Here is a 24250-nt window from a genome sequence, read left to right as displayed (position 1 = left end):
ATACGTCCCACGTCCTGACGGCCGCGCCCGCGGGCCGACCGCCGGGCGTGCGGCCACGCGGCTCCTGGACGGCCGTCCACCATTCGAACACGTGTCTCGCGATCCGGACCACTCCTCCCGATTCACCCGGCCGCGTGTCACCCTCGTCACGTGAACCTCCCCGGGACCCGCTGCCTGTGTCGGTGCTGTCGCGCCGCCGCGGTCCCGTGCGCCTGCTGTCCGCGGAACCGCTGACCCGCCCCGTTCCCCCCACGGGCGTGCGGTCCGCGCCCGTCGTCACGACCTCCCGTCGTGCGCGGACGTGCGAGCACGCCCCCCAGCACCCCGGAGGTGGCGCCCATGGCGCAGACCACGTCCCGCACCCCGACCGCCCCTCCCGCCAAGCGGCCCGAGGGCCAGTGGGCCTTCGACCAGCGCGAGCCGCTCAACGCGAACGAGCAGCTCAAGCAGGAGGACGACGGCCTCAACGTCCGCGAGCGCATCGAGACGGTGTACGCGCGGCAGGGCTTCGCGTCGATCCCCGGTGACGACCTGCGCGGCCGCATGCGCTGGTGGGGCCTGTACACCCAGCGCCGCCCCGGCATCGACGGCGGGCGCACCGCGACGCTCGAGCCGCACGAGCTCGAGGACGAGTACTTCATGCTCCGCGTGCGGTGCGACGGCGGCACGCTGAACCTGCGCCAGCTGCGGACGATCGCCGGCGTCTCGCAGGAGTTCGGGCGCGGCACGGCCGACATCACCGACCGGCAGAACATCCAGCTGCACTGGATCCGCATCGAGGACGTCCCCGAGATCTGGCGCCGCCTGGAGTCCGTCGGGCTGTCGACCCAGGAGGCGTGCGGCGACGTGCCCCGCGTCATCATCGGCTCCCCCGTCGCCGGGGTCGCGGCCGACGAGATCATCGACGGCACCCCGGCCGTCGAGGCCATCCGCGACCGGTACATCGGCGACCCCGCGTACTCCAACCTGCCGCGCAAGTTCAAGACCGCCATCAGCGGGTCCCCGCACCAGGACGTCGCGCACGAGATCAACGACGTGGCGTTCGTCGGCGTCGTGCACCCCGAGCTCGGCCCCGGCTTCGACCTGTGGGTGGGGGGCGCGCTGTCGACCAACCCGATGCTGGGCAAGCGGCTGGGCGCGTTCGTCACGCTCGAGCAGGTGCCCGAGGTGTGGTGCGGCGTCGTGGGGATCTTCCGCGACTACGGCTACCGCCGGCTGCGCACGCGCGCCCGCCTGAAGTTCCTGCTCGCGGACTGGGGCACCGAGGTCTTCCGCCGGGTGCTCGAGACCGAGTACCTCGGCCGCGCGCTGCCCGACGGCCCCGAGCCCCCGCCGCCGCCGACCGGCAGGCGCGACCACGTCGGTGTGCACCCCCAGAAGGACGGCCGGTTCTACGTCGGTGCCGCTCCCGCCGTGGGTCGTGTGTCGGGTCCGGTGCTCACCGCGCTGGCCGACCTCGTGGAGGAGGCCGGCTCCGACCGGGTCCAGCTGACGACCGAGCAGAAGCTCGTGGTGCTGGACGTCGAGGCCCCGCGTGTCGACGCCCTCGTCGACGGGCTCGACTCCCTCGGGCTGCAGGTGCGCACCGCGTCGACCTTCCGCCGCGGCACCATGGCGTGCACGGGCATCGAGTTCTGCAAGCTCGCGATCGTGGAGACCAAGGGCCGTGCGACCGCGCTGGTCGGCGAGCTCGAGCGCCGCCTGCCGACGTTCGACCAGCCGATCACGATCAACGTCAACGGATGCCCCAACTCGTGCGCCCGCATCCAGACGGCCGACATCGGCCTCAAGGGCGTCCTCGCCGGCGACGAGGAGGGCTACCAGGTGCACCTGGGCGGCGGCCTGGGACTGACGAGCGGGCTCGGCCGGACGCTGCGCGGCCTGCGCGTGCCGTCCTCGGAGCTGCCGGACTACGTCGAGCGGGTCACGCGCCGGTTCGACGAGCAGCGCCAGCCCGACGAGCTCTTCGCGCAGTGGGCGCACCGTGCCGACGAGGAGGACCTGCGATGAGCGAGCCGGACGCCGGCCAGCGCGCCGTGCCCTACTACTGCCCGTTCTGCGCGGGCGAGGACCTGTGGCCGGCGGGCGAGACGCACGGGCAGTGGGAGTGCCGCTCGTGCGCGCGCGCCTTCGCGCTGCGCTTCCTCGGTCTGGTGGGTGCGCGATGAGCGCCACGACGCGCCCCGTGACCGACCTGACCCCGGACGAGCTGCGCACGCTGGCCGAGCAGGCGGGCCGCGACCTGGAGGGCGCGCACCCGGCCGACGTCCTGCGCTGGGCGCGCACCGTGTTCGGCACCGACCTCGTGCTGGCGTCGTCCATGGGCGACGAGGTGCTCGTCGACATCGCGGCGAAGGCCGCGCCCGGCATCGACGTCATCTTCCTCGACACCGGGTACCACTTCGCCGAGACGATCGGCACGCGCGACTACTACGCCGGCTTCACGGACGTGAACCTGCGCACCGTCCTGCCGCTGCGCACCGTCGCGGAGCAGGACGCGGAGCACGGTCCGCGCCTGCACGAGCGCGACCCCAACCTGTGCTGCGCGCTGCGCAAGGTCGAGCCCCTCGAGCGCGGCCTGGCCCCGTACACGGCGTGGGTCACCGGCATGCGCCGCGAGGACGCCCCGACGCGTACCGACATCACGGTCGTCGGGTGGGACGCCCGACGGTCCAAGGTCAAGCTCAACCCCCTGGCCGCGTGGACCTGGGACGACGTGAACGCGTACGTCGCCGAGCACCACGTGGTGCTCAACCCGCTGCGCGAGCTGGGGTACGCCTCGATCGGCTGCGCACCGTGCACGCGCGCGGTCGCACCGGGTGAGGACCCCCGGGCCGGACGCTGGGCAGGCACGAACAAGACGGAATGCGGGCTGCACACATGACCATGACGACCTCCACCGGCACCTCGACCGCGACCGGGGCCCCCGCCACGCCGCGGCTGACCCAGCTGGACGCGCTGGAGTCCGAGGGCATCCACGTCATGCGCGAGGTCGCGGGCGAGTTCGAGCGTCCCGTGCTGCTGTTCTCCGGTGGCAAGGACTCGATCGTCATGCTGCACCTGGCGCGCAAGGCCTTCTGGCCGGCGCCCGTGCCGTTCCCCGTGATGCACGTCGACACCGGGCACAACTTCCCGGAGGTCATCGAGTACCGGGACCGCACGGTCGCCGAGCTCGGGCTCCGGCTCGTCGTGGCGAGCGTGCAGGACGCGATCGACGACGGCCGCGTCGTCGAGCGCCCGGGCGGGTCGCGCAACCCGCTGCAGACGGTCCCGCTGCTCGACGCCATCACGGCGCACCGCTTCGACGCCGTGTTCGGCGGCGGGCGCCGCGACGAGGAGAAGGCGCGCGCCAAGGAGCGCATGTTCTCCCTGCGGGACGAGTTCGGTCAGTGGGACCCCCGCCGGCAGCGGCCGGAGCTGTGGGACCTGTACAACGGCCGGCACAAGCAGGGTGAGCACGTGCGGGTGTTCCCGCTGTCGAACTGGACCGAGCTCGACGTGTGGCGGTACATCGAGCGCGAGCGGATCGAGCTGCCGGACATCTACTTCACGCACGAGCGCGACGTGTTCGCGCGTGACGGCATGTGGCTCACGGCGGGCTCGTGGGGCGGACCGCGTCCCGACGAGCACGTCGAGCGGCGGCAGGTCCGCTACCGGACCGTCGGCGACATGAGCTGCACCGGCGCCGTCGACTCGACGGCCGCCGACGTCGCGGACGTCATCGCCGAGGTGGCCGCCAGCCGGCTCACCGAGCGCGGTGCGACCCGCGCGGACGACCGGGCCTCCGAGGCCGCCATGGAGGACCGCAAGCGCGAGGGGTACTTCTGATGGGCACGCACGCACCGGTCGGGCCGGCACGGCCCGCACCGACCACCGTGGTCGCCGCTGCGGGCGACCACGCGCAGCGCGACCTCCTGCGCCTGGCCACCGCCGGGTCGGTCGACGACGGCAAGAGCACGCTCATCGGCCGCCTGCTGTACGACACCAAGTCGGTGCTGGCCGACCAGCTCTCCGCCGTCGAGCGCGCCACGGCCGCCCGCGGCGGCGAGGGCGGCGGCGTGGACCTCGCGCTGCTCACCGACGGCCTGCGGGCCGAGCGCGAGCAGGGCATCACCATCGACGTGGCGTACCGCTACTTCTCGACCGCGCGGCGCGCCTTCGTCCTGGCCGACACCCCCGGGCACGTGCAGTACACGCGGAACATGGTCACCGGCGCCTCGACGGCCGAGCTCGCGATCGTCCTGGTCGACGCCCGCAAGGGCGTGCTCGAGCAGACGCGCCGGCACGCCGCCCTGACCGCGCTGCTCGGCGTGCCCCACGTCGTGCTCGCCGTCAACAAGATGGACCTCGTCGGCTTCGACGAGGCCACCTTCCGGTCGATCGCGCGCGAGTTCGCCGACTACGCGCAGGTGCTCGGCCTGCCGACCGTGCACGCGGTCCCGTTGTCCGCGCTCGACGGCGACAACGTCGTCGACCGCTCCCCCCGCGCCCCGTGGTACGACGGGCCGACGCTCCTGGAGCTGCTCGAGAGCGTGCCGGTCGCCCGTGACGCGTCCACCGAGCCGCTCCGGCTGCCGGTGCAGTACGTGATCCGCCCGCGGACCCCCGAGCACCCGGACTACCGCGGGTACGCCGGCCGGGTCGCCTCGGGCGTCGTGCGCGTCGGCGACGAGGTGCGCGTGCTGCCGTCCGGACGCACGAGCCACGTCGTGGGCCTGGACACGTTCGACGGTCCCCTCGACGCGGCCGACGCCCCGCGCTCGGTGACCGTGCGGCTCGCCGACGACCTCGACGTCGCCCGGGGTGACGTCCTGGTCCCGGCCGGCGAGCGCGTCGCGACGGGTCAGGACCTCGTCGGGACGGTCTGCTGGTTGACGGAGCGCCGCTCGGTGCCCGGCGCGCGCGTGCTCGTGCGCATCGGCACCCGCACGGTCCGCGGGTTGCTGCGGGAGGTCGACGCCCGCCTCGACGTGGACACCCTCACCGTCGAGCAGTGGGACCCCGTCGACACGCAGCACACGATCGACGCGACGGACACCTCCACGGACGCCGCGCCGCGCTCCCTCGGCCTCAACGCGATCGGTCGGGTCCGGCTGCGCCTGGCCGAGCCCGTCGTGCTCGACGACTACGCGACGCACCGGCGGACGGGCGGGTTCCTCGTCGTCGACCCGGCCGACGGCAGCACGCTCGCCGCCGGCATGCTCGGTGCGACGCTGCTCGACCGGCTCGCGCCCGTGCGACCCGACGAGCGCGACGACGACTGGATGGCCGGGGCCGGCATATGACCTCGCGCCACCCCCTCCTGGTCGACCTGGCCGGTCGCCGCGTCGTCGTGGTGGGCGGCGGGCCGGTCGCCGCGCGCCGGACGCGCGGGGTCCTCGCGGACGGCGCCGACGTGCACGTCGTCGCGCCGGCGCTGTGCGAGGACCTGGCGGACCTCGCCACGGCCGGTGCGATCACGTGGCACCCGCGGGAGTACGCCCACGGCGACCTCGCCGGTGCCTGGCTCGTCCACACCGCGACGGGTGAGCGCCGCACGGACGACGCGGTGGCCGCCGAGGCGCAGGCCGCGCGGACGTGGTGCGTGCGCGCCGACGACGCCGCCGCGTCGACGGCCTGGACGCCCGCCGTCGCACGGGCGGGTGACGTCACGGTCGCGGTCGGTGCGGGCGGCGACCCGCGGCGTGCGGTCGCGCTGCGCTCGGCGCTGCAGGTGCAGCTCGACACCGGCGCCCTGCCGCTGCGCCGGCGCCGGCCGGGACCGGGCCGGGTGACCCTCGTCGGCGGGGGGCCCGGTGACCCCGGCCTCATCACGACGCGCGGACGGCGCGCACTCGCCGAGGCGGACGTCGTGGTCGTCGACCGGCTCGCACCCCGTGCGCTGCTCGACGAGCTGGAGCCCGACGTCGAGGTCGTCGAGGCCGGCAAGGCCCCGCACGCGCACACGCTCACCCAGAGCGAGATCAACGTGCTGCTGGTCGAGCGTGCGCGTGCCGGGCAGCGGGTCGTGCGGCTCAAGGGCGGCGACCCGTTCGTCCTCGGCCGGGGCGGCGAGGAGCTCGCGGCGTGCCTCGCGGCGGGTGTCGACGTCGAGGTCGTGCCGGGCGTCACGAGCGCCATCGCCGTGCCCGGGGCGGCCGGCGTCCCGGTCACGCACCGGGACCTGGCGCGCCAGGTGACGATCGTCTCGGCCCACGACACCGGCACCGACTGGGAGACGCTCGCCCGGCTGCGCGGCACGCTGGTGCTCCTCATGGGCGTCGGGCGGATCGCGGAGCACATGAGCCTGCTCGCGTCGCACGGGCTCGACCCGGCGACGCCGGTCGCGGTCGTGGAGGACGGCACCCTGGTGACCCAGCGCACGACGCTCGGGACGGTCGCCGACATCGCCGACCGCGCCCGCGACGTCGGTGTGCGGAACCCCGCGGTGATCGTCGTGGGTGCGGTCGCGTCGCTCGCGGCGACGCTGGGACCCGACCGGTCCTGACGCACGGCGGACGTACCGGGACACCGGCCGTGCCCGGGTGCTGCGGCTGGTCCCGCGCCCTAGCCTGAGCCCGTGCCCGCCGCCTCCGACCTCGACGTCCTCGTGCCCGTGCCGGACGACCGCCGCCTCGCCGCCGCGCCCGACGACTCCGACCTCGTGCGCCTCTTCGCGCGGGACCGGTCGCGCGCCCGGGTCCGCGCGAACATGGTCGCGAGCGTCGACGGTGCCGCCACCGGCGGCGACGGGCGTTCCGGCTCGCTCGGCACACCGGCGGACCGCCGCGTGTTCGCGGTGCTCCGGGCGCTGGCCGACGTCGTGCTCGTCGGTGCCGGGACGGTCCGCGCGGAGGGGTACCGCGAGCTGCCCGTCGCGGAGCACCTCCGCGCGGCGCGCGCGGCGGCCGGCCTGCCGGCGCGGATCGCGCTCGCCGTGGTCACGCGCCGCGGCGAGCCGCCCGCCGACCTGCTGGCGGGGTCGCAGCCCCCGTTCGTCGTGACCGGCGCCGCGGGCGCCGACCGGGCGCGCGCCGCGGTGGGTGCCGACCGCGCGGTCGTCGTGCCGGGTGCGCACGAGCCCGACTCCCCCGACCTACGGGCGGGCGTGCACGCGCTCGCGGCGCGCGGCCTGCGCCACGTCCTGGCCGAGGGCGGTCCGCACCTGCTGGCCGACCTGCTGGCCGCGGGCCTCGTGGACGAGCTCTGCCTGACGACGAGCCCGCTGCTGCTCGCCGGTGACGCCCCACGCCCCGCGACGGGCCCCGCCGCCCTCGACCCCGCACGTCCCGCGCGCCTGCGCCACCTCCTGCACGCGGCCGACGGCACGCTCCTGGCCTGCTGGGACCTGCGCGCACCCGTAGGCTCGGGGTCGTGACCGACACCATCCTCGTCCTGACCGAGGACACCCTCGCCGAGTCCGACGTCCGCCACATCGTGGGTCTGCACCCCGACGAGGCGCCGACCTACCGGGTCCTCGTGCCCGCCGACACCGAGCGGCCGCTCGTCCCCTGGATCATCGACGCGCTCAGCATGGGCGAGCTGCGCGAGGCCTGGGACCGGGCGACCGGCCACGAGCCGGACCGCACGCAGGCGCGCCAGACCGCGGCCGAGCAGATCGCGGGCAGCGTCGCGGCGTTCGAGGCCGCGGGGCGCACCGCGACGGGCGAGGTCACCGACGACGACCCCCTGCCGGCCCTGCGCACCGCCGTCGCCGGCGGTGACGTCCGCGAGGTCGTGGTGGTGACCTACCCGCACATGGTCGAGGACACGTTCCACACCGACTGGGCGTCGCGCGCGCGCGAGGAGCTGCACGTGCCCGTGCTGCACCTGTACGCGGGGACCAGCGAGCTCGGCTGACCACCCCGGCGCGCGGCGCCGGTCAGCGCAGCGGGTGTCCCGCGCGCTCGACCGTGCGCCGCGCGAGCACGTCGAGGGAGTCGACGTACCGGTCGTCCGCGAGCAGGTCGTGGGCCGCCGCGACCACCGACAGCTCGGTGCACCCGAGCACGACGACGTCGGCGCCGCGCTCCCGCAGCCGGTCGGCCACGGCGTGCATCGTCGCGACGTCGGCCGGGAGGCCGGCCTTCACCTGGTCGTAGATGATCCCCATGACCAGGTCCTGGTCGGCTACGTCCGGGACCAGCACCTGCACGCCGCGCGCGTCGAAGGCGCGCTGGTAGACCTGCGCCGCGAGCGTGCCGCTCGTCGCCAGCACGCCGACGCGGGTCACGCCGGGCCGCGCGACGACCTCGTCCACCGTCTCGTCGACGATGCTCAGCACCGGCACGTCGACCGCTGCCGCGACCTCGTCGGTGAAGTGGTGCGCGGTGTTGCACGGCACCACGACGAAGCCGACGCCGAGCCGCTCGAGACGCCGGGCGTCGGCCGCCATCACCGGGCCGGGGTCGTCCTGCGACCGGCCCAGGATGTACGCGGTGCGGTCCGGGATCGTCGCGTGCTGCAGCACCACCAGGTCGACGTGGTCCTGGTCGCGGTCGGCCGCCGTGTGCCGCACGACGAGGTCGAGGAAGCACACCGTCGCGGCCGGGCCGACGCCACCGATGACGCCGACCTCGGACCGCGCGACGGGGTGGTCGCTCACGCGTCGCCCCGCGGGTAGTACCGCCGGTACTTGCGCACCTGGTTGGCCTGGGCGACCGCGAGGTACGCCAGGCGCCGGGGGTCCACCTCCGCGCGGTACCACAGCGGGTTGGTCGCGCGGTGGGCACGGCCCAGCGCGCGCGTGCGGGCGCGCAGCGCCGGGTCGGCGACGTAGCGGCGCAGCAGCCAGCGCGGCAGCACCGTGTACAGGTGCGGCTCGGTGAGGTGGTCGGGCGCGCCGTCGGGCAGCGGCGGCAGCCCCTGCACGTGCTCGCGCACGTACAGCTCGGCGGTGTTGCGCCCGCCCGCGGTCAGGTAGAAGTTCGACCGCCCCAGGCGCGGGTTGAGCTCGAAGAAGACGGTCCGGCCGTCGCGGGGGTCGAACTTGAGGTCGAAGTTCGCGTAGCCGGTCCAGCCGAGGTGCTCCAGCAGCCGGACCGCCTGCGCGACGATCTCCTCGTCGTGCCCCGTGACGATGCCGGCCGGGTTGCCCAGCGCGCCGGGCGTGTGCTCCTCGAGCAGGACGTGCCCGAACCCGGAGAACCGCACGCGGCCCGTGGTGTCGCTGTAGCACGTGAGGATCCGCATGCCCGAGTCGTCGCCCGGGATGAGGTCCTGCACGACGAACCGCCCCTGGTACCCCGACGCCTGCACGCGCGCGAGCAGGTCGGCCAGCTCGGCCGGGCTGTCGACCGTGAAGACCTTCTTCTTGCCCGGGAACTCGACCAGGTGGTACGCCGCGGTGTCGGCGGCCTTGGCGATCACGGGGAAGCGCAGCGCGGAGGTGTCCGGCGTGCCTCCCGCCTGCACGTCGTGCACGACCGTGGCCGGGTGGTCGATGCCCAGCTCGGCGCACAGCTCACCGAACAGGACCTTGTCCGTGACCTTGTCGAGGGTCGCCACGTCGACGTACGGGATCGTGTACAGGTCCTCGAGCTGCGCGCGGTTCTCGACGATCGTGCGCACGAGCCAGTCCGCGCTGCCGAGCAGCACCCGGTCGGTGCCGGGGTGCTGCTCGGCGATCGCGCGCAGCCGGCGCACGACCGTCGGGCCGTCGTCGATGCCGGGCTCCACGACGTTCTCGAGGATGCGCGAGTGCCGGACGAGGCCGGTGGAGACCGACGAGACGACGACCGACCGCACGCCGTACGCCTCGTGGAAGGTGCGGGCGAGCGAGTACGCCCCCACGTCGCCCCCGAGCACCACGGGCTGCAGCCGTGGCGCGGGGACCTGCGCCCCGGTGCGGCGCGTCACCAGGTCTGCTCGGCGCGGTCGCCGGACCAGTCCGTGTGGAAGGTCCCGTCGCGGTCCGTGCGGCGGTACGTGTGCGCACCGAAGAAGTCGCGCTGCGCCTGGATCAGGTTGGCCGGCAGCCGGTCGGCGCGCACGCCGTCGTAGTACGCCAGGGACGAGGAGAACGCGGGCGTCGGGACGCCGTGCACGGCCGCCGCGGCCACGATGCGCCGCCACGCGGCGACGCCGTTGGCGACGGCCGCCGTGAAGTAGGGGTCGGCGAGCAGCAGCGGCAGGTTCGCGTCCCGCTCGTACGCCTGCGTGATGCGGTCGAGGAACTTGGCGCGGATGATGCAGCCGCCACGCCAGATCCGTGCCATCGCGCCGCGGTCGATGTCCCAGCCGTACTGCGCGCTGGCGGCCGCGATCTGGTCGAACCCCTGCGAGTACGCCACCACCTTCGACGCGTACAGCGCGAGGCGGACGTCCTCGATGAACGCGCCCGGCTCGGGCACGTTCCACTCGAGCGTGTCGGCGGGCAGCACACCCCGCGCCGCCGCGCGCTGCGGGGCCGAGCCGGACAGCGCACGCGCGAAGGTCGCCTCGGCGATGCCCGTGATCGGCACGCCCAGGTCCAGGCCGTTCTGCACCGTCCAGCGTCCGGTGCCCTTCTGCTCGGCGGCGTCGGCGACGACGTCGACGAACGGCGCCCCGGTGGCCGCGTCCGTGTGCGCGAGCACCTCGGCCGTGACCTCGATGAGGTACGACTCCAGGTCACCGGTGTTCCACGCGGCGAAGACCTCGCCGATCTCGGGCGCGGAGGCACCCAGCCCGTGCCGGAGCAGGTCGTACGCCTCGGCGATGAGCTGCATGTCGGCGTACTCGATGCCGTTGTGGACCATCTTGACGAAGTGGCCGGCCCCGTCCGGGCCCACGTGCGTGCAGCACGGGACGCCGTCGACCTTGGCGGAGATCGCCTCGAGGATCGGGCCGAGCGACGCGTAGGACTCCGCGGTGCCGCCGGGCATGATCGAGGGGCCGTTCAGCGCGCCCTCCTCACCGCCCGAGACGCCCGTGCCCACGAAGTGCAGACCGCGCTCGCGCAGCGCCGCCTCGCGGCGGATCGTGTCCGGGAAGTGCGCGTTGCCGGCGTCGACGACGATGTCGCCCTCCTCCAGCAGCGGCACGAGCTCGTCGATCACGGCGTCCGTGGCAGCGCCGGCCTGGACCATGATCACGACCTTGCGCGGCCGCGCGAGCGACGCGACGAAGTCGGCCATCGACTCCGACGGCACGAACGTGCCGTCGGCCGCGTGCTCGGCCACGAGCGACTGCGTGCGCGCGAAGGTGCGGTTGTGGAGCGCGACCGTGTAGCCGTGCCGCGCGAAGTTCCGCGCCAGGTTGCGGCCCATGACGGCGAGCCCGGTGACCCCGATCTGCGCGGTTCCGACGGCCGACGACGGGACAGACATCACTGAGCGCTCCTTCATGCCGGGTGGGCACGCGCCGCCACCGGGAGGTGCCGTGCCCGTGCGGCCGGCACCGGCACGTGGGACGTGTGCGGATGCGTCGTCGAGCCTAGTCCGGCACGCGCCCGCACGCCGTCGGCGTGCCGGGGACCGAGACGCGACGCCCGCCCGTACGCTCGCCGCGTGACCCCAGCCGGACCCGAGGACGTGCCCGCCGAGTTCGTCCGTGCGCTGCGTTCGCTGCGCGGTGTGCCCGTACGACCCGAGGTCGTGCTCGACGAGGTTCCGGGTCCCGCCCGCATCGCTCCCTTCTCCGCCGCGCTCACCGCCGAGGTCCGCACGGCGCGCCGCTCGGTGGCGGCGGAGGACCTCGCGTCCGGACGGTTCGTCGTGCTGTACGACCCCCAGGGCCAGGAGGCGTGGGAGGGCTCGTTCCGGCTCGTCACGCTCGTGCGCGCGAGCCTGGAGGCCGAGGTCGGCAACGACCCGATGCTCGCCGAGGTGGCGTGGTCGTGGTTCCAGGACGCCCTGGCGTCGGCGGGCGTGGACCCGCACGCGGCCGGCGGCACCGTGACGCGCGTGCTGTCGCAGAGCTTCGGCGCCCTCGACCGTCGCGACGAGCAGACCGAGCTGGAGATCCGCGCGTCGTGGACGTCGTGGGACGAGCACCTCGCGCCGCACCTGACCGCGTGGTCCACCCTGCTGTGCACGGCCGCGGGCCTGCCGCCGCTGCCCGAGGGCGTCGTCCCGCTGCCGCGCCGCTGACGGTCCGCAGTGCCCCGGCTCAAGTCCGTCGCCGCCGCTGCCGATGCACCGGACGTGACCATCGAGCCTCTCCGACGCGACGTCCGCGACCTCCCGGCCCGTCGTGCGCCGGGCGTCACGGGCCTGCCCACGTCGCGGCGTGCGCCCGCTGCCGCACCCGCCCGCCACCCGATGTGCGTGGTGGTCACGCAGATCGGCGACGGCGAGGGCGGCACCCTCGTGCGCGCGCTGCAGCGCCGCGGCGCCCACCGGGTCGTCGTGCTCGCACGCCGCGCCGGGCGCGAGGAGCTGCGCACACTGCTGGCCGGCGGGCTGCGCGGCGGCGTCGCCAGCACGACCGAGGTCTCGACCGCGCCCGCGCGCGTGGCGCCCGCACCGGTCCAGCCCACCGCCGAGCTGAGCGCGCGTGAGCTGTCGGTGCTGGCGCGCGTCGCCGAGGGCCGCACCAACCGCCTCATCGGCGAGGAGCTGGGCCTGTCCGCCCTGACGGTCAAGAGCCACCTGGCGCGCATCTCGCGCAAGCTCGGCACCGGTGACCGTGCCGAGCTCGTGGCCATCGCGATCCGCAACCGGATGATCGACTGACGGCTCCCGACGACCGGCGGACGGCGTCGTCCGGGCGCCGTGAGCGTGTCCGGACGCCCCGGGACGGACGTCGCGCCACGCACGACGCGCGCGTCCCCTGCACGGACGTGCAGCCCGCGTCGCCTACGGTGGTCGACATGGAGGCGGAGGCGTCGCAGGGCACCCCGGGCACGGACGAGCGCCCGGAGGAGACGGCTCCCGTCGTCGTCCCCCTGCTGGAGCCCGCCGACGGCGTGCCCGAGGTGGTGGCCACCCCGGCGGCCCTCGCGGCCACCGTCGCGGCGTTCGCGGCGGGCACGGGGCCGGTCGCGGTCGACGCCGAACGCGCGTCCGGCTACCGCTACGGCCAGCGCACCTACCTGGTCCAGCTGCGCCGCGAGGACGCCGGCACGGCGCTCATCGACCCCATCGCGCTGCCCGACCTCTCGGCCCTGTCCGACGCGCTCGTCGGCGTCGAGTGGGTGCTGCACGCGGCGTCGCAGGACCTGCCGGGGCTCGCCGAGCAGGGCATGCACCCGTCCCGCGTCTTCGACACCGAGCTCGCGGCCCGCCTCCTGGGCATGGAGCGGGTCGGCCTCGCGGCGGTCGTCGCGGACACCCTGGGGCTGGGGCTGGCCAAGGAGCACTCGGCGGTCGACTGGTCGACGCGCCCCCTGCCGCCGGAGTGGTTGAGGTACGCCGCGCTCGACGTCGAGGTGCTCGTCGAGGTCCGGCAGGTGCTGGCCGAGCGGCTCGCGGTGTCGGGCAAGGCGGAGTGGGCGCTCCAGGAGTTCGAGGCCGTGCGGACGGCCCCGCCCCCGGCACCGCGCGTGGAGCCGTGGCGGCGGGTCTCCGGCCTGCACAACGTCCGCGACGCGCGTCGCCTGGCCGTGGTCCGCGAGCTGTACGCGACGCGCGACCGCAACGCCCGCGAGCGCGACATCTCCCCCGGTCGCGTCCTGCCCGACGCCGCCATCGTGGCCGCCGCGCAGGCCCTGCCCCGCACGGTCGGGCAGCTCGTCGCGCTGCCCGCGTTCGCCGGCAAGGGGACGCGGCGGCGTGCGGCGCTGTGGCAGTCGGCGATCGACCGTGCCGTCGCGCTGCCCGACGACGAGCTGCCGGCGACGCGCGGCCCGGCGACCGACGGACCGCCGCCGGCGAGGGTGTGGGCCGACCGCGACCCCGCCGCCGCGCGACGGCTGGCGGCGGCGCGGGCCGTCGTGGCCGAGCTCTCGCAGGAGCACAGCGTGCCGGTGGAGAACCTGGTGCAGCCGGACCTGCTGCGGCGGCTGTGCTGGTCGCCGCCGACACCGCTGGACGAGGCGGGCGTCGCCGCGGCGATGACCGCGGGCGGTGCGCGCGCCTGGCAGGTGGGGCTGCTCGCGGAGCGGCTGGCGACGGAGCTCGCGGGCGCCTGAGCGGCGTTCCCCCGGCCCCGAGATCGTCGGGACGCCGCTGTTACTCTTGAGTAACTTCGCGCGTCCAGGGACCATGGTCCCCGATCACGCACGACCGCGTCCCGCGCGGCTCCCGGACACCGCCGTCCCCCAGGAGGACTGATGCCGAGCACGTCCCGCCCCGCCGACGCACGGGTGCCCGCAGCCCGCCGCGTCGTGTTCGTCGACGGGGTGCGCACCCCGTTCGGCCGCGCCCGCAAGGACGGCCTGTACGCCCACACCCGCGCCGACGACCTGGCCGTGCGGACCGTCCGCGAGCTGCTGCGCCGCCACCCCCAGCTGCCGCCCGAGCGCGTCGACGACGTCGCACTGGCCGCGACCACGCAGCAGGGCGACCAGGGCCTGACCCTCGGACGCACCGTCGCGATGCTCGCCGGCCTGCCGGCCACCGTCCCCGGGTTCGCGATCGACCGCATGTGCGCCGGCGCCATGACGGCCGTGACGACCACTGCCGCCGCGATCGGGTTCGGTGCGCAGGACGTCACGGTCGCCGGGGGCGTCGAGCACATGGGCCACCACCCGATGGGCTTCGACGCCGACCCCAACCCCCGCTTCCTGGCCGAGCGGATCGTCGCGGCCGACGCCCTCAACATGGGCGTGACCGCCGAGAACCTGCACGACCGGTTCCCCGCCCTGACCCGCGAGCGCGCCGACGCGTACGGCGTCGCGAGCCAGCAGAAGTACGCCGCGGCGCTCGCGTCGGGGCGCATCGAGCCCGACCTCGTGCCCGTCGCGCTGCGCGACCCGGAGCACGGCTGGGGCCTGGCGACGGCCGACGAGCCGCCGCGTCCCGGCACGACCGTGGAGGGGATCGCGGGCCTGCCCACGCCGTTCCGCGCGGGTGGTCGCGTCACCGCCGGCACGTCGGCACCCCTGACGGACGGGGCCGCCTCGTGCCTCCTCGCCGCCGAGGACGTCGCGCTCGAGCTCGGGCTGCCCGTGCGCATGCGCATGGTGTCGTTCGCCTATGCGGGCGTCGAGCCCGAGGTCATGGGCCTGGGCCCGGTCCCCGCGACGCACAAGGCGCTCGAGCGCGCCGGCCTGTCCGTCGACGACATCGGCCTCTTCGAGATCAACGAGGCCTTCGCGGTGCAGGTGCTCTCCTTCCTCGACGCGTTCGGCATCGCCGACGACGACCCGCGCGTCAACCCGTACGGCGGCGCGATCGCGGTCGGGCACCCGCTCGCGTCGTCCGGCGTGCGGCTGATGACGCAGCTCGCGCGCCAGTTCGAGGAGCACCCCGAGGTGCGGTACGGCATCACGACCATGTGCGTGGGGCTCGGCCAGGGCGGCACCGTCATCTGGGAGAACCCCGCCTACGACGCCGAGGAGGCAGCCCGATGAGCACGTCCGCACCGCGCCCCGAGCGCGTCACCCACGCCCTCGTCCGCGACGTGCGCCTGCCGGGCGGGCTGGGCACGCTCGCGCTCGTCACGCTCGACAACGGGCTGGACCACACCAAGCCGACGACGCTCGGGCCGCAGGGCATCGCCGAGCTCACGGCCGTGCTGCGCGCCCAGCAGGTGCGCGCGGCCGCGGGCGAGATCGCCGCGCTGGCCGTGACCGGCAAGCCGTACTACCTGGCGGCGGGCGCCGACCTCACCCAGGTGGCGACGGTCGCGTCGCGCGACGAGGCCCTCGCGCTCGGCCGTGGCGGCCACGAGGCGTACCGGCTGCTCGGCGAGCTCGGCGTCCCGACCTTCGCGTTCGTCAACGGCGTCGCCCTCGGCGGCGGCCTCGAGGTCGCGCTCAACTGCGACTACCGCACGGCCGCGGCCGACGTGCGCGCCCTGGCCCTGCCCGAGACCGGCCTGGGCCTCGTGCCCGGCTGGGGAGGCGCGTACGTCGTGCCGCGGCTCGTCGGCATCGAGATGGCGCTCGAGGTCGTCCTGACGCGTCCCGCCGCCAACAAGCCGTACACGGCACGGCAGGCCGCCGACATCGGGCTCGTCGACGTGGTGCTGGAGCCCGCGGACTTCCTCGAGGAGTCCGTGCGGTGGGCGGCCCGGGTGCTGTCCGGCGAGGTGAGCGTCGAACGGCGCCCGCTCGACGACGCCGCCACGTGGGACGCCGCCGTGGCGGCCGCGCGTGCGCGCCTCGACGCGGTGGTGCACGGCTCGCGACCCGCGCCCGGCCGCGCGCTCGACCTCATGGCGGCCGCCCGTGACGCCGACAGGGACGCCGCCTTCGCCGCCGAGGACGAGGCCCTGGCGGACCTCATCATGAGCGACGAGATGCGCGCGAGCGTCTACGCGTTCGGCCTCGTGCAGGGCGGCAAGAAGCCCACCGGTGCCCCGGACGCGTCGCTCGCGCGGCCGGTCACGCGCGTCGGGGTCGTCGGGGCGGGCCTCATGGCCGCCCAGATCGCCCTGCTGTTCGCGCAGCGGCTCGGGGTGCCCGTCGTCATGCGCGACCTCGACGAGGACCGCGTCGCGCAGGGCCTGGGCAACGTCCGCTCGACGGTCGAGCGCCTCGTCTCCTCGGGCCGGATGACGTCCGACGCGGGTGCCCGCGTCGTCGCGCAGGTCACCGGGTCGACCGACATCGGCGTCTTCGCCGGCTGCGACCTCGTCATCGAGGCCGTCACCGAGGTGCTCGGCCTCAAGAAGCGCGTGTTCGCCGAGCTCGAGGGCGTCGTCGCCCCGGACACGATCCTCGCCACCAACACGTCGGCGCTGTCGGTCACGCGCATGGCCGCGGACCTGCAGCACCCCGAGCGGGTCGTCGGCCTGCACTTCTTCAACCCGGTCGCGGCCATGCCGCTGGTCGAGGTCGTGCAGGCCGAGCACACCTCGGACGAGGCGCTCGCGACGGCGTTCGCCGTCGTCGCGAAGCTGCGCAAGACCGCCGTCCTCGTGAAGGACCGGCCCGGCTTCGTCGTCAACCGGCTGCTGGTGCTGCTGCTCGGCATCATCGTCGACGCCGTGGAGCACGGCACGCCGGTCGAGGTCGCCGACCGCGCGCTGGACCCGCTCGGCCTGCCGATGCCGCCGTTCGAGCTGTTCGACCTCGTCGGGCCGGCCGTCGGGCTGCACGTCCTGACGTCGCTGCGCGAGGACCTGGGCGAGCGGTTCCCGCGCTCCCCCGGCCTCGAGAAGCTCGTGGCCGAGGGCACCAGGGTCGTCACGCCGGCCCCTGCCAAGGGCCTGCCGAAGCGCGTCGACCCGGCCGTGCAGGCCGTGTTCGACACCGCGCGCGAGACCGCGACCGACGCCCCGCTCGACGAGGCGGGCGTGCTCGACGCGGTCCTGACGGCGCTCACCGTGGAGATCGGCCACATGCTCGACGAGGGCGTCGTGACGACCCCCCAGCAGGTCGACCTCTGCATGATCCTGGGCGCGGGTTGGGGCTTCCACCTCGGTGGCATCACCCCGTACCTCGACCGGCGCGGCTACAGCGAGCGCCTCCTGGGCCGCCGCCTCCTCCCCGAAGGTCTCGCCGACGTCCCCACCCCCTGACAGGTGGTGAGAGAGCGATCCGGTCACGCCACGAGCGGCCGGATCGCTCTCTCACCCGCACCCAGCCCGCGAGAGAGCAATCCCGTCACACCCCCGGCAACCCGGATCGCTCTCTCACCCCCATCCAGCCCGCGAGAGAGCAATCCCGTCACACCCCCGGCCAGCCGATCGCTCTCTCACCACCGGATCGTGAGCCGACCACAGACCTCGCCGTAGCACCGTGCGTCCCCTGATCTGCGTCCCGCGGACCGGCGAACGGCGCTCTCGCCGAGCATCGACGCATGACCCCTGCACCGGTTCTCGACATGCGCCGCCTGCGGGCCGACGGTGCGACCTGGGCCCAGGTGCAGCGCCTGGTCGCATCGGGCGCGTACGTGCCGATGTTCCGCAGCGTGCTGGTTCGTCGTGCGCTGCTCGCCGATCCCGAGGTGCGGGCCGCTGCCGTCCGCGCGGTGCTGCCACCCGGCGGGGCCGTCTGCCGGGACACCGCTGCGTGGCTGCACGGCATCGACGTGCGCGCGCCCGGCCTGCACCTGCGTCCACCCCGTCTGCAGTGCGTCGTCCCGCCCGGCACGGCGCGGGTCCGTCGTCCCGGTCTGCAGTGCTGGATCGCGGCGCTGGCGGACGAGGACGTGCGGGACAGCGGCGGCGTGCCGGCGACGACGCCCGCGCGGACCGCCCTCGATCTGGCGCGGTACGCGCCCCGGTACCTGGGCCTCGCGGCGGTCGACGCGTACACCGGCCAGGGGCTCGTCGAGCTCGGGCGCCTCGTCCGACGGGCACACGAGCTGTCGGGTGCGCGCAACATCGCACGCGCACGGCTCGTGCTGGAGCTGTGCGATCCAGCGGCAGAGTCGGCGGGTGAGTCATGGCTGCGCCTGCGCCTGTTCGAGGCAGGCCTGCCCCGTCCGGAGGCGCAGATCAGCATCCGTGACGGGGGGCGGGAGCTCTACCGGCTCGACATGGGCTACCGGGAGGTGCGGGTCGCCGTCGAGTACGACGGCGAGGCCCATCACCACATGACGGCCGCCCAGCAGAGGGCGGACGAACGCCGCCGGGCCGATCTCCGGCGACGGTTCGGGTGGCACGTGATCGGCGTGCACCGGGGCGACGTGCTCGGCCGCAGGAACGACCTCGAGCGCACGGTGGCCGAGCTCGTCGGCCATACGGGCCCCGTGCTCGCACGCCAGGAGTGGTGAGCCGTCCTGCCCTCGTCCGCGGACCGGCAGGACGAAGCGCCGATGCTCTGTGCTGCCGACGACTCGATCGCTCTGTCACGCCCACGGGGGCGAGGGTGCGGGGCGGGGACCGGGCATCCAGGCAGGAGGGGCGCCGCCGTCCCGGACTGGATTGCTCTCTCACGCCCATGTGGGTTTCCGCGTCCCGCGTGAGGGTTCCCGCGCCCGAGCTGCGAGCGCTCCTGCCACATCGAGTGACGGGATTGCTCTCTCGGCGAGAGGGGGTGGGGGCTAGAAGGTGGTCAGGCCTCGGGCGCGGAAGACGTCGCGGACGGCCTCCGTGGCCTCGCGCGACGGGGGCTCGGTGTCCTCGAGCTCGTAGCGCATGCCCAGGTCGGCCCACTTGTCGCGGCCCATCTGGTGGAAGGGCAGGACCTCGACGCGCTCGACGGCCTCGCCGAGGGACGCGACGTAGTCCGCGACCGCCTGGACGTTCTCCGGCGCGTCGGTGAGCCCGGGGACGAGCACGAACCGGATCCACATGCGGTTGCCGCGCGCGGCCAGCCGCCGACCGAAGTCGAGCGTGGGCTGCAGCTCGCGCCCGGTGACCCGCTTGTAGGTCTCGGGGAGGCCGGACTTCACGTCGAGCAGGACGAGGGACACGTCGTCGAGCATCTCGTCGGTCGCCTGGGCGCCGAGGAAGCCCGACGTGTCGAGCGCGACCGGCACGTCCATGGCCGCCGCACCGCGCACCAGCCGACGCACGAAGGCCGGCTGCATGAGCGGCTCGCCGCCCGAGATGGTGACGCCGCCACCCGTCGCGCGGAACACCCCGCGGTAGCGGGCGATGCGGACGAGGAGCTCGTCGGCGGTGACGTCGGTCCCGCGCCGCATCTGCATCGTGTCGGGGTTGTGGCAGTACAGGCACCGCAGCGGGCACCCGGACAGGAAGATCGTCAGGCGGGTGCCGGGACCGTCGACCGCCGTGACGAGCTCCCAGGAGTGCACCGAGCCGAGCCGCCCCTCGCGGACGGCCGCGAGGCGCTCACCCCGCTCGGCGTCGGTGGTCTCGAGACCGGCGGTGCCGTGACCCTGCGTGCGCGTGTGCGACCCGCCGACGAGCGGCATGCCGAGCGGCACGACCGGCGCCCCGGCCTGCTCGGTGGTGATGGTCATCGTGGCCTCGCACAGGTCGGTGGTGCCGGAAGGGGGCCCGGCCCGGCGGTGGGGGGAGACTGCCGGGCCGGGGGACGGGTCAGACCCCGCCGTGGAAGGTGCGGGACAGCACGTCGAGCTGCTGCTCGCGCGTGAGCCGCACGAAGTTCACGGCGTAGCCCGAGACGCGGATCGTCAGCTGCGGGTAGTTCTCCGGGTGCTCCATGGCGTCCAGGAGAGTCTCGCGGTTCAGCACGTTGATGTTCATGTGGTAGCCGGCCGACAGGACGTACGCGTCCAGCAGGCCGACCAGGTTGGTCACCTGCTCGTCCGGCGTGCGGCCGAGCCCGGAGGGCACGATCGTCGACGTGAGCGAGATGCCGTCCTGCGCCTCCGAGTACGGCAGCTTCGCGACCGACAGCGCGGAGGCGAGCATGCCGTGGGTGTCCCGGCCGTTCATCGGGTTGGCACCCGGGGCGAAGGGCTCGCCCAGCTTGCGCCCGTCCGGCGTCGACCCGGTGTTCTTGCCGTACACGACGTTCGACGTGATCGTCAGCACCGACTGCGTGTGCAGCGCGTTGCGGTACGTCGGCACCGCGCGGATCTTCTCCATGAAGCGGCGCACGAGCCACACGGCGATGTCGTCGGCACGGTCGTCGTCGTTGCCGTACGTCGGGAAGTCGCCCTCGACCGCGTACTCGGTGATGAGGCCGTCCGCGGTCCGCAGCGGCGTCACCTTCGCGTACTTCATCGCCGACAGCGAGTCCGCGACGACCGACAGCCCGGCGATGCCGCACGCGAGGGTCCGCAGGACCGTGCGGTCGTGCAGGGCCATCTCGATGCGCTCGTAGGCGTACTTGTCGTGCATGTAGTGCACGCAGTTCAGCGCGTCCACGTACGTCTCGGCCAGCCAGTCCAGCGTCCGGTCGAACTTGGCGAGCACGTCGTCGTAGTCGAGCACGTCACCCTCGACGGGTGCGCTGACGGGCGCCACCTGCTTGCCCGTGATCTCGTCGCGTCCCCCGTTGATCGCGTACAGCAGCGCCTTGGCGATGTTGACCCGCGCACCGAAGAACTGCATCTGCTTGCCGACCCGCATCGGGGACACGCAGCACGCGATCGCCGCGTCGTCGCCCCACGAGGCGCGGATGAGCTCGTCCGACTCGTACTGCACGGCGGAGGTGTCGATGGACACCTGCGCGCAGAACCGCTTGAACCCCTCGGGCAGCCGCTCGCTCCAGAACACGGTCATGTTCGGCTCGGGCGCGGGTCCCAGGTTGTACAGGGTCTGCAGGAAGCGGAACGACGTGCGCGTGACGAGCGGGCGCCCGTCCTCGCCGATGCCGCCGATCGACTCGGTCACCCACGTGGGGTCGCCGGAGAACAGCTGGTCGTACTCCGGCGTGCGCAGGAACCGCACGATGCGCAGCTTGATGACGAAGTCGTCGATGATCTCCTGCGCCTGCTCCTCGGTGAGGACGCCGGCCTCGATGTCGCGCTGCAGGTACACGTCGAGGAACGTCGACGTGCGGCCCAGGGACATCGCGGCGCCGTTCTGCTCCTTCACGGCGGCCAGGTACCCGAAGTACAGCCACTGCACGGCCTCGCGGGCGTTCGTCGCGGGCTGGGAGATGTCGTAGCCGTAGGAGGCGGCCATGGCCTTGAGCTCGCCCAGCGCGCGGATCTGCTCGGAGAGCTCCTCGCGGTCACGGATGACGTCCTCGACGGACCGCTCCATGTCGAGCGACGCCTTCTCGAGCTTCTTGGCGGCGATGAGCTGGTCGACGCCGTACAGCGCGACGCGGCGGTAGTCGCCGATGATCCGACCGCGGCCGTAGGCGTCGGGCAGGCCGGTGATGATGTGCGACGAGCGCGCGGCGCGCACGTTCGGCGGGTACACGTCGAAGACCCCGTCGTTGTGGGTCTTGCGGTACTTCGTGTAGATGTCGATGATCTCCTGCGGCGCCTCGTACCCGTAGGTCTCGAGCGACGTCTGCACCATCCGCCAGCCGCCGTTGGGCATGATCGCGCGCTTGAGCGGGGCGTCGGTCTGCAGGCCGACGATGACCTCGTTGGTCTCGTCGATGTAGCCGGGGGCGTGCGACGTGATGGTCGACGGCTTCGTCGCGTCGACGTCGTAGACGCCCTTCTCGCGCTCGGCGGGGAACATCTCCGAGAGCTTGGCCCAGATGCCCGTGGTGCGGGCGGTGGGTCCGGCGAGGAAGCCGGCGTCGCCCTCGTAGGGCGTGTAGTTGCGCTGGATGAAGTCGCGGACGTCGACCTGGTCGGTCCACGGCCCGGTGACGAATCCCTCCCAGGCCGCGGGTACGGCAATGTCGCTGCGGTCGCTGGGTACGGCGGTGATGGACATCTGGGTCTCCCTGGGGTCCGGGTCGATGTCTCCGACGCTACGGACCAAATGATGGGATGTCTTGGGACCTCCGTCCCCGCGCGGTCGCACCGCCCGTGACGCCGAGCACACACCCGTCGTCGGGCCGGGCGTCAGCGCGCGTGCAGCGCCGCCAGCACGTCGCCCGCGACGTCGTGCGGGCCGAGGCGCAGCTCGTCGACGATCTCGTCGCGCGACGCGTGCTGCAGGAAGACCGCCGGCACGCCGAACGACTGCACCGGCGTGCGCACGTCCGCCTCACGGGCCCGCTGCCCCAGGAGCGCGCCGATGCCGCCGTCGACCAGCCCGTCCTCGAGGGTGACGACGTGGTCGTGCTCCCCGGCCATCTTGACGAGCGACGCCGGGACCGGCAGCGCCCAGCGCGGGTCGACGACCGTCACCGCGATCCCGTGCGCCGCGAGCAGCTCGCCGACCGCGAGCGCTGTGCCGACCATGGAGCCGATGCCGACGACGAGCACGCGCGTGCTCCCACCGGGGTGGCGTGCGAGGACGTCGACGCCGTCCACGTCCTCCAGGGCGGGCACCGGGTCCCCCATCGTGCCCTTGGGGTAGCGCACGACCGTGGGTGCGTCGTCGACGTCGACCGCCTGCCGCAGCGCCGCGCGCAGCGTCGGCTCGTCACGGGGTGCCGCCAGCCGCAGGCCGGGCACGATCGACAGCATCGCGAGGTCCCACATGCCGTTGTGGCTCGCACCGTCGTCACCCGTGATGCCGGCCCGGTCGAGGACGAACGTGACGCCCGCGCGGTGCAGCGCGACGTCCATGAGGACCTGGTCGAAGGCGCGGTTGAGGAACGTCGCGTACACGGCGAGGACGGGGTGCAGCCCGGCGAACGCCATGCCCGCGGCGGAGGTCGCGGCGTGCTGCTCGGCGATGCCGACGTCGAACACGCGCTCGGGGAACTCGGCGGCGAACGGTGCCAGGCCCACGGGCTGCAGCATCGCCGCGGTGATCGCGACGACGTCCGGGCGGCGGCGACCGATGCGCACGATCTCGTCGGCGAAGACGCTGGTCCAGCCGAACCGCGAGGGCGCGAGCGGCAGACCCGTCTCGGGGTGGATCTTGCCGACCGCGTGGAACCGGTCCGCGACGTCCTGCTCGGCCGGGGTGTACCCGCGGCCCTTCTCGGTGATGACGTGCACGATCACCGGCCCGCCGAACGCCCGCGCGCGGCGCAGCGCGCGCTCGACGGCCTGCTCGTCGTGCCCGTCGACCGGGCCGATGTACTTCAGCCCCAGGTCCTCGAACATGCCCTGCGGCGCGACGACGTCCTTGATGCCCTTCTTCAGGCCGTGCAGCGCGTCGTAGGCCAGCCGTCCGGGCGGCCCCGAGCGGCGCAGCGTCGTCTTGCCCCAGGTCAGCACCGACTCGTAGCCCTGCGTCGTGCGCAGCGTGTCGAGGTGCTGGGCGAACCCGCCGATCGTCGGCGCGTAGGACCGGCCGTTGTCGTTGACCACGACGACGAGCCGGCGGTCCACGCCGGCGGCGATGTTGTTGAGCGCCTCCCAGGCCATGCCACCGGTGAGCGCGCCGTCGCCGATCACCGCGACGGTGTGGCGGTCGCTCTCGCCGCGCAGCTGGCGGGCCTTGGCGATGCCGTCCGCCCACGACAGGGCCGTCGACGCGTGCGAGTTCTCGACCACGTCGTGCTCGGACTCCGCGCGGCTCGGGTAGCCCGACATCCCGCCGCGGCGTCGCAGCGCGGAGAAGTCCTGGCGCCCCGTCAGCATCTTGTGCACGTACGCCTGGTGACCGGTGTCGAACACGATCGTGTCGCGCGGGGAGTCGAACACGCGGTGCAGCGCGATGGACAGCTCGACGACGCCGAGGTTCGGACCGAGGTGACCCCCGGTCCGCGAGACCTGGTCGACGAGGAACGCGCGGATCTCGCTCGCGAGCTCGCCGACCTGGCGCGTCGAGAGCCGGCGCACGTCCTGCGGCGAAGAGATGCGGTCGAGCAGCCCCACGTGGGCCTCCC

The 24250-nt window shown here is 74.2% G+C and carries 20 protein-coding genes; 14 read left to right on the top strand and 6 right to left on the bottom strand.

The genetic code is table 11. From position 1 onward, the window contains the following. Positions 1–339: 339 nt before the first annotated feature. The 8 genes from H9657_RS00445 (at position 340) to H9657_RS00410 (ending at position 7839) form a co-directional block, all read left to right on the top strand. Positions 340–2010 carry a nitrite/sulfite reductase gene (locus H9657_RS00445; RefSeq protein WP_191779254.1) on the top strand — a complete coding sequence of 557 codons (1671 nt, stop codon included), beginning with the start codon at positions 340–342 and terminating at the stop codon, positions 2008–2010. Continuing rightward, complete coding sequence (locus H9657_RS00440; RefSeq protein ID WP_191779252.1) at positions 2007–2168, top strand: hypothetical protein; 162 nt, start codon at positions 2007–2009, stop codon at positions 2166–2168. Before H9657_RS00445 ends, H9657_RS00440 begins: the two co-directional genes overlap by 4 nt. Further along, positions 2165–2884, top strand: coding sequence for a phosphoadenylyl-sulfate reductase (locus tag H9657_RS00435; protein ID WP_191779250.1), 720 nt, complete (start codon positions 2165–2167; stop codon positions 2882–2884). Before H9657_RS00440 ends, H9657_RS00435 begins: the two co-directional genes overlap by 4 nt. 2 nt (positions 2885–2886) lie before the next feature. Continuing rightward, positions 2887–3828 (top strand): sulfate adenylyltransferase subunit CysD, encoded by a 942-nt coding sequence (gene cysD / locus H9657_RS00430; protein ID WP_225214394.1) that lies wholly within the window; start codon positions 2887–2889, stop codon positions 3826–3828. Then, positions 3828–5285: a sulfate adenylyltransferase subunit 1 gene (locus H9657_RS00425; protein WP_225214340.1), complete on the top strand. Its 1458-nt coding sequence runs from the start codon at positions 3828–3830 to the stop codon at positions 5283–5285. The genes cysD and H9657_RS00425 overlap by 1 nt, the downstream gene beginning before the upstream one ends. After that, complete coding sequence (gene cobA / locus H9657_RS00420; RefSeq protein ID WP_191779246.1) at positions 5282–6487, top strand: uroporphyrinogen-III C-methyltransferase; 1206 nt, start codon at positions 5282–5284, stop codon at positions 6485–6487. Before H9657_RS00425 ends, cobA begins: the two co-directional genes overlap by 4 nt. Before the next feature lie 72 nt (positions 6488–6559). Next, positions 6560–7357 (top strand): dihydrofolate reductase family protein, encoded by a 798-nt coding sequence (locus tag H9657_RS00415; protein ID WP_318241198.1) that lies wholly within the window; start codon positions 6560–6562, stop codon positions 7355–7357. Beyond that, the gene (locus H9657_RS00410) at positions 7354–7839 is read left to right on the top strand and encodes a hypothetical protein (RefSeq protein ID WP_191779243.1); all 486 of its coding nucleotides are present in this window, start codon (positions 7354–7356) and stop codon (positions 7837–7839) included. Before H9657_RS00415 ends, H9657_RS00410 begins: the two co-directional genes overlap by 4 nt. Before the next feature lie 22 nt (positions 7840–7861). Here H9657_RS00410 and H9657_RS00405 read toward each other — a convergent pair whose 3' ends face one another. Genes H9657_RS00405 through gndA form a run of 3 tightly spaced genes read right to left on the bottom strand, consistent with a single transcriptional unit; the run spans position 7862 to position 11288 of the window. Next, positions 7862–8584, bottom strand: a complete 723-nt coding sequence (locus H9657_RS00405) for a cysteate racemase (protein WP_191779241.1) — start codon at positions 8582–8584, stop codon at positions 7862–7864. Further along, entirely contained in the window at positions 8581–9837 is a 1257-nt protein-coding gene (locus H9657_RS00400; RefSeq protein WP_191779239.1) for a carboxylate--amine ligase, read from the bottom strand. Before H9657_RS00400 ends, H9657_RS00405 begins: the two co-directional genes overlap by 4 nt. Next, positions 9834–11288 (bottom strand): NADP-dependent phosphogluconate dehydrogenase, encoded by a 1455-nt coding sequence (gene gndA / locus H9657_RS00395; RefSeq protein ID WP_191779237.1) that lies wholly within the window; start codon positions 11286–11288, stop codon positions 9834–9836. Before gndA ends, H9657_RS00400 begins: the two co-directional genes overlap by 4 nt. A gap of 180 nt (positions 11289–11468) precedes the next feature. Here gndA and H9657_RS00390 point away from each other — a divergent pair, with 180 nt between their 5' ends. The 6 genes from H9657_RS00390 to H9657_RS00365 all read left to right on the top strand — a co-directional run bounded on the left by H9657_RS00390 (position 11469) and on the right by H9657_RS00365 (position 18728). After that, the gene (locus tag H9657_RS00390; RefSeq protein ID WP_191779235.1) at positions 11469–12050 is read left to right on the top strand and encodes a DUF3000 domain-containing protein; all 582 of its coding nucleotides are present in this window, start codon (positions 11469–11471) and stop codon (positions 12048–12050) included. A gap of 54 nt (positions 12051–12104) precedes the next feature. Next, positions 12105–12635 (top strand): helix-turn-helix transcriptional regulator, encoded by a 531-nt coding sequence (locus H9657_RS00385; RefSeq protein ID WP_318241197.1) that lies wholly within the window; start codon positions 12105–12107, stop codon positions 12633–12635. 137 nt (positions 12636–12772) lie between these two features. Beyond that, positions 12773–14032, top strand: coding sequence for an HRDC domain-containing protein (locus tag H9657_RS00380; protein WP_191779233.1), 1260 nt, complete (start codon positions 12773–12775; stop codon positions 14030–14032). A 141-nt stretch (positions 14033–14173) separates the two neighbouring features. Further along, the gene (locus tag H9657_RS00375) at positions 14174–15415 is read left to right on the top strand and encodes a thiolase family protein (protein WP_191779231.1); all 1242 of its coding nucleotides are present in this window, start codon (positions 14174–14176) and stop codon (positions 15413–15415) included. Continuing rightward, positions 15412–17529: a 3-hydroxyacyl-CoA dehydrogenase NAD-binding domain-containing protein gene (locus H9657_RS00370; protein WP_191779229.1), complete on the top strand. Its 2118-nt coding sequence runs from the start codon at positions 15412–15414 to the stop codon at positions 17527–17529. Before H9657_RS00375 ends, H9657_RS00370 begins: the two co-directional genes overlap by 4 nt. Before the next feature lie 281 nt (positions 17530–17810). Next, positions 17811–18728, top strand: a complete 918-nt coding sequence (locus tag H9657_RS00365) for a type IV toxin-antitoxin system AbiEi family antitoxin (protein WP_191779227.1) — start codon at positions 17811–17813, stop codon at positions 18726–18728. A 270-nt stretch (positions 18729–18998) separates the two neighbouring features. On the opposite strand, the gene pflA is transcribed toward H9657_RS00365, so the two are convergent. From pflA to dxs, 3 genes are all read right to left on the bottom strand, one after another. Continuing rightward, positions 18999–19883: a pyruvate formate-lyase-activating protein gene (pflA, locus tag H9657_RS00360; RefSeq protein ID WP_191779225.1), complete on the bottom strand. Its 885-nt coding sequence runs from the start codon at positions 19881–19883 to the stop codon at positions 18999–19001. Between the two features lie 79 nt (positions 19884–19962). Next, positions 19963–22233 carry a formate C-acetyltransferase gene (gene pflB, locus H9657_RS00355; RefSeq protein WP_191779223.1) on the bottom strand — a complete coding sequence of 757 codons (2271 nt, stop codon included), beginning with the start codon at positions 22231–22233 and terminating at the stop codon, positions 19963–19965. A 131-nt stretch (positions 22234–22364) separates the two neighbouring features. Next, complete coding sequence (gene dxs, locus H9657_RS00350; RefSeq protein WP_191779221.1) at positions 22365–24239, bottom strand: 1-deoxy-D-xylulose-5-phosphate synthase; 1875 nt, start codon at positions 24237–24239, stop codon at positions 22365–22367. Positions 24240–24250 lie beyond the last annotated feature (11 nt).

Origin of the sequence: Cellulomonas avistercoris (assembly GCF_014836445.1) — a bacterium.
GTDB lineage: Bacteria > Actinomycetota > Actinomycetes > Actinomycetales > Cellulomonadaceae > Cellulomonas > Cellulomonas avistercoris.
Note: the sequence above shows the minus strand (reverse complement) of the source record. Positions and strands in the feature narration are given on the sequence as shown.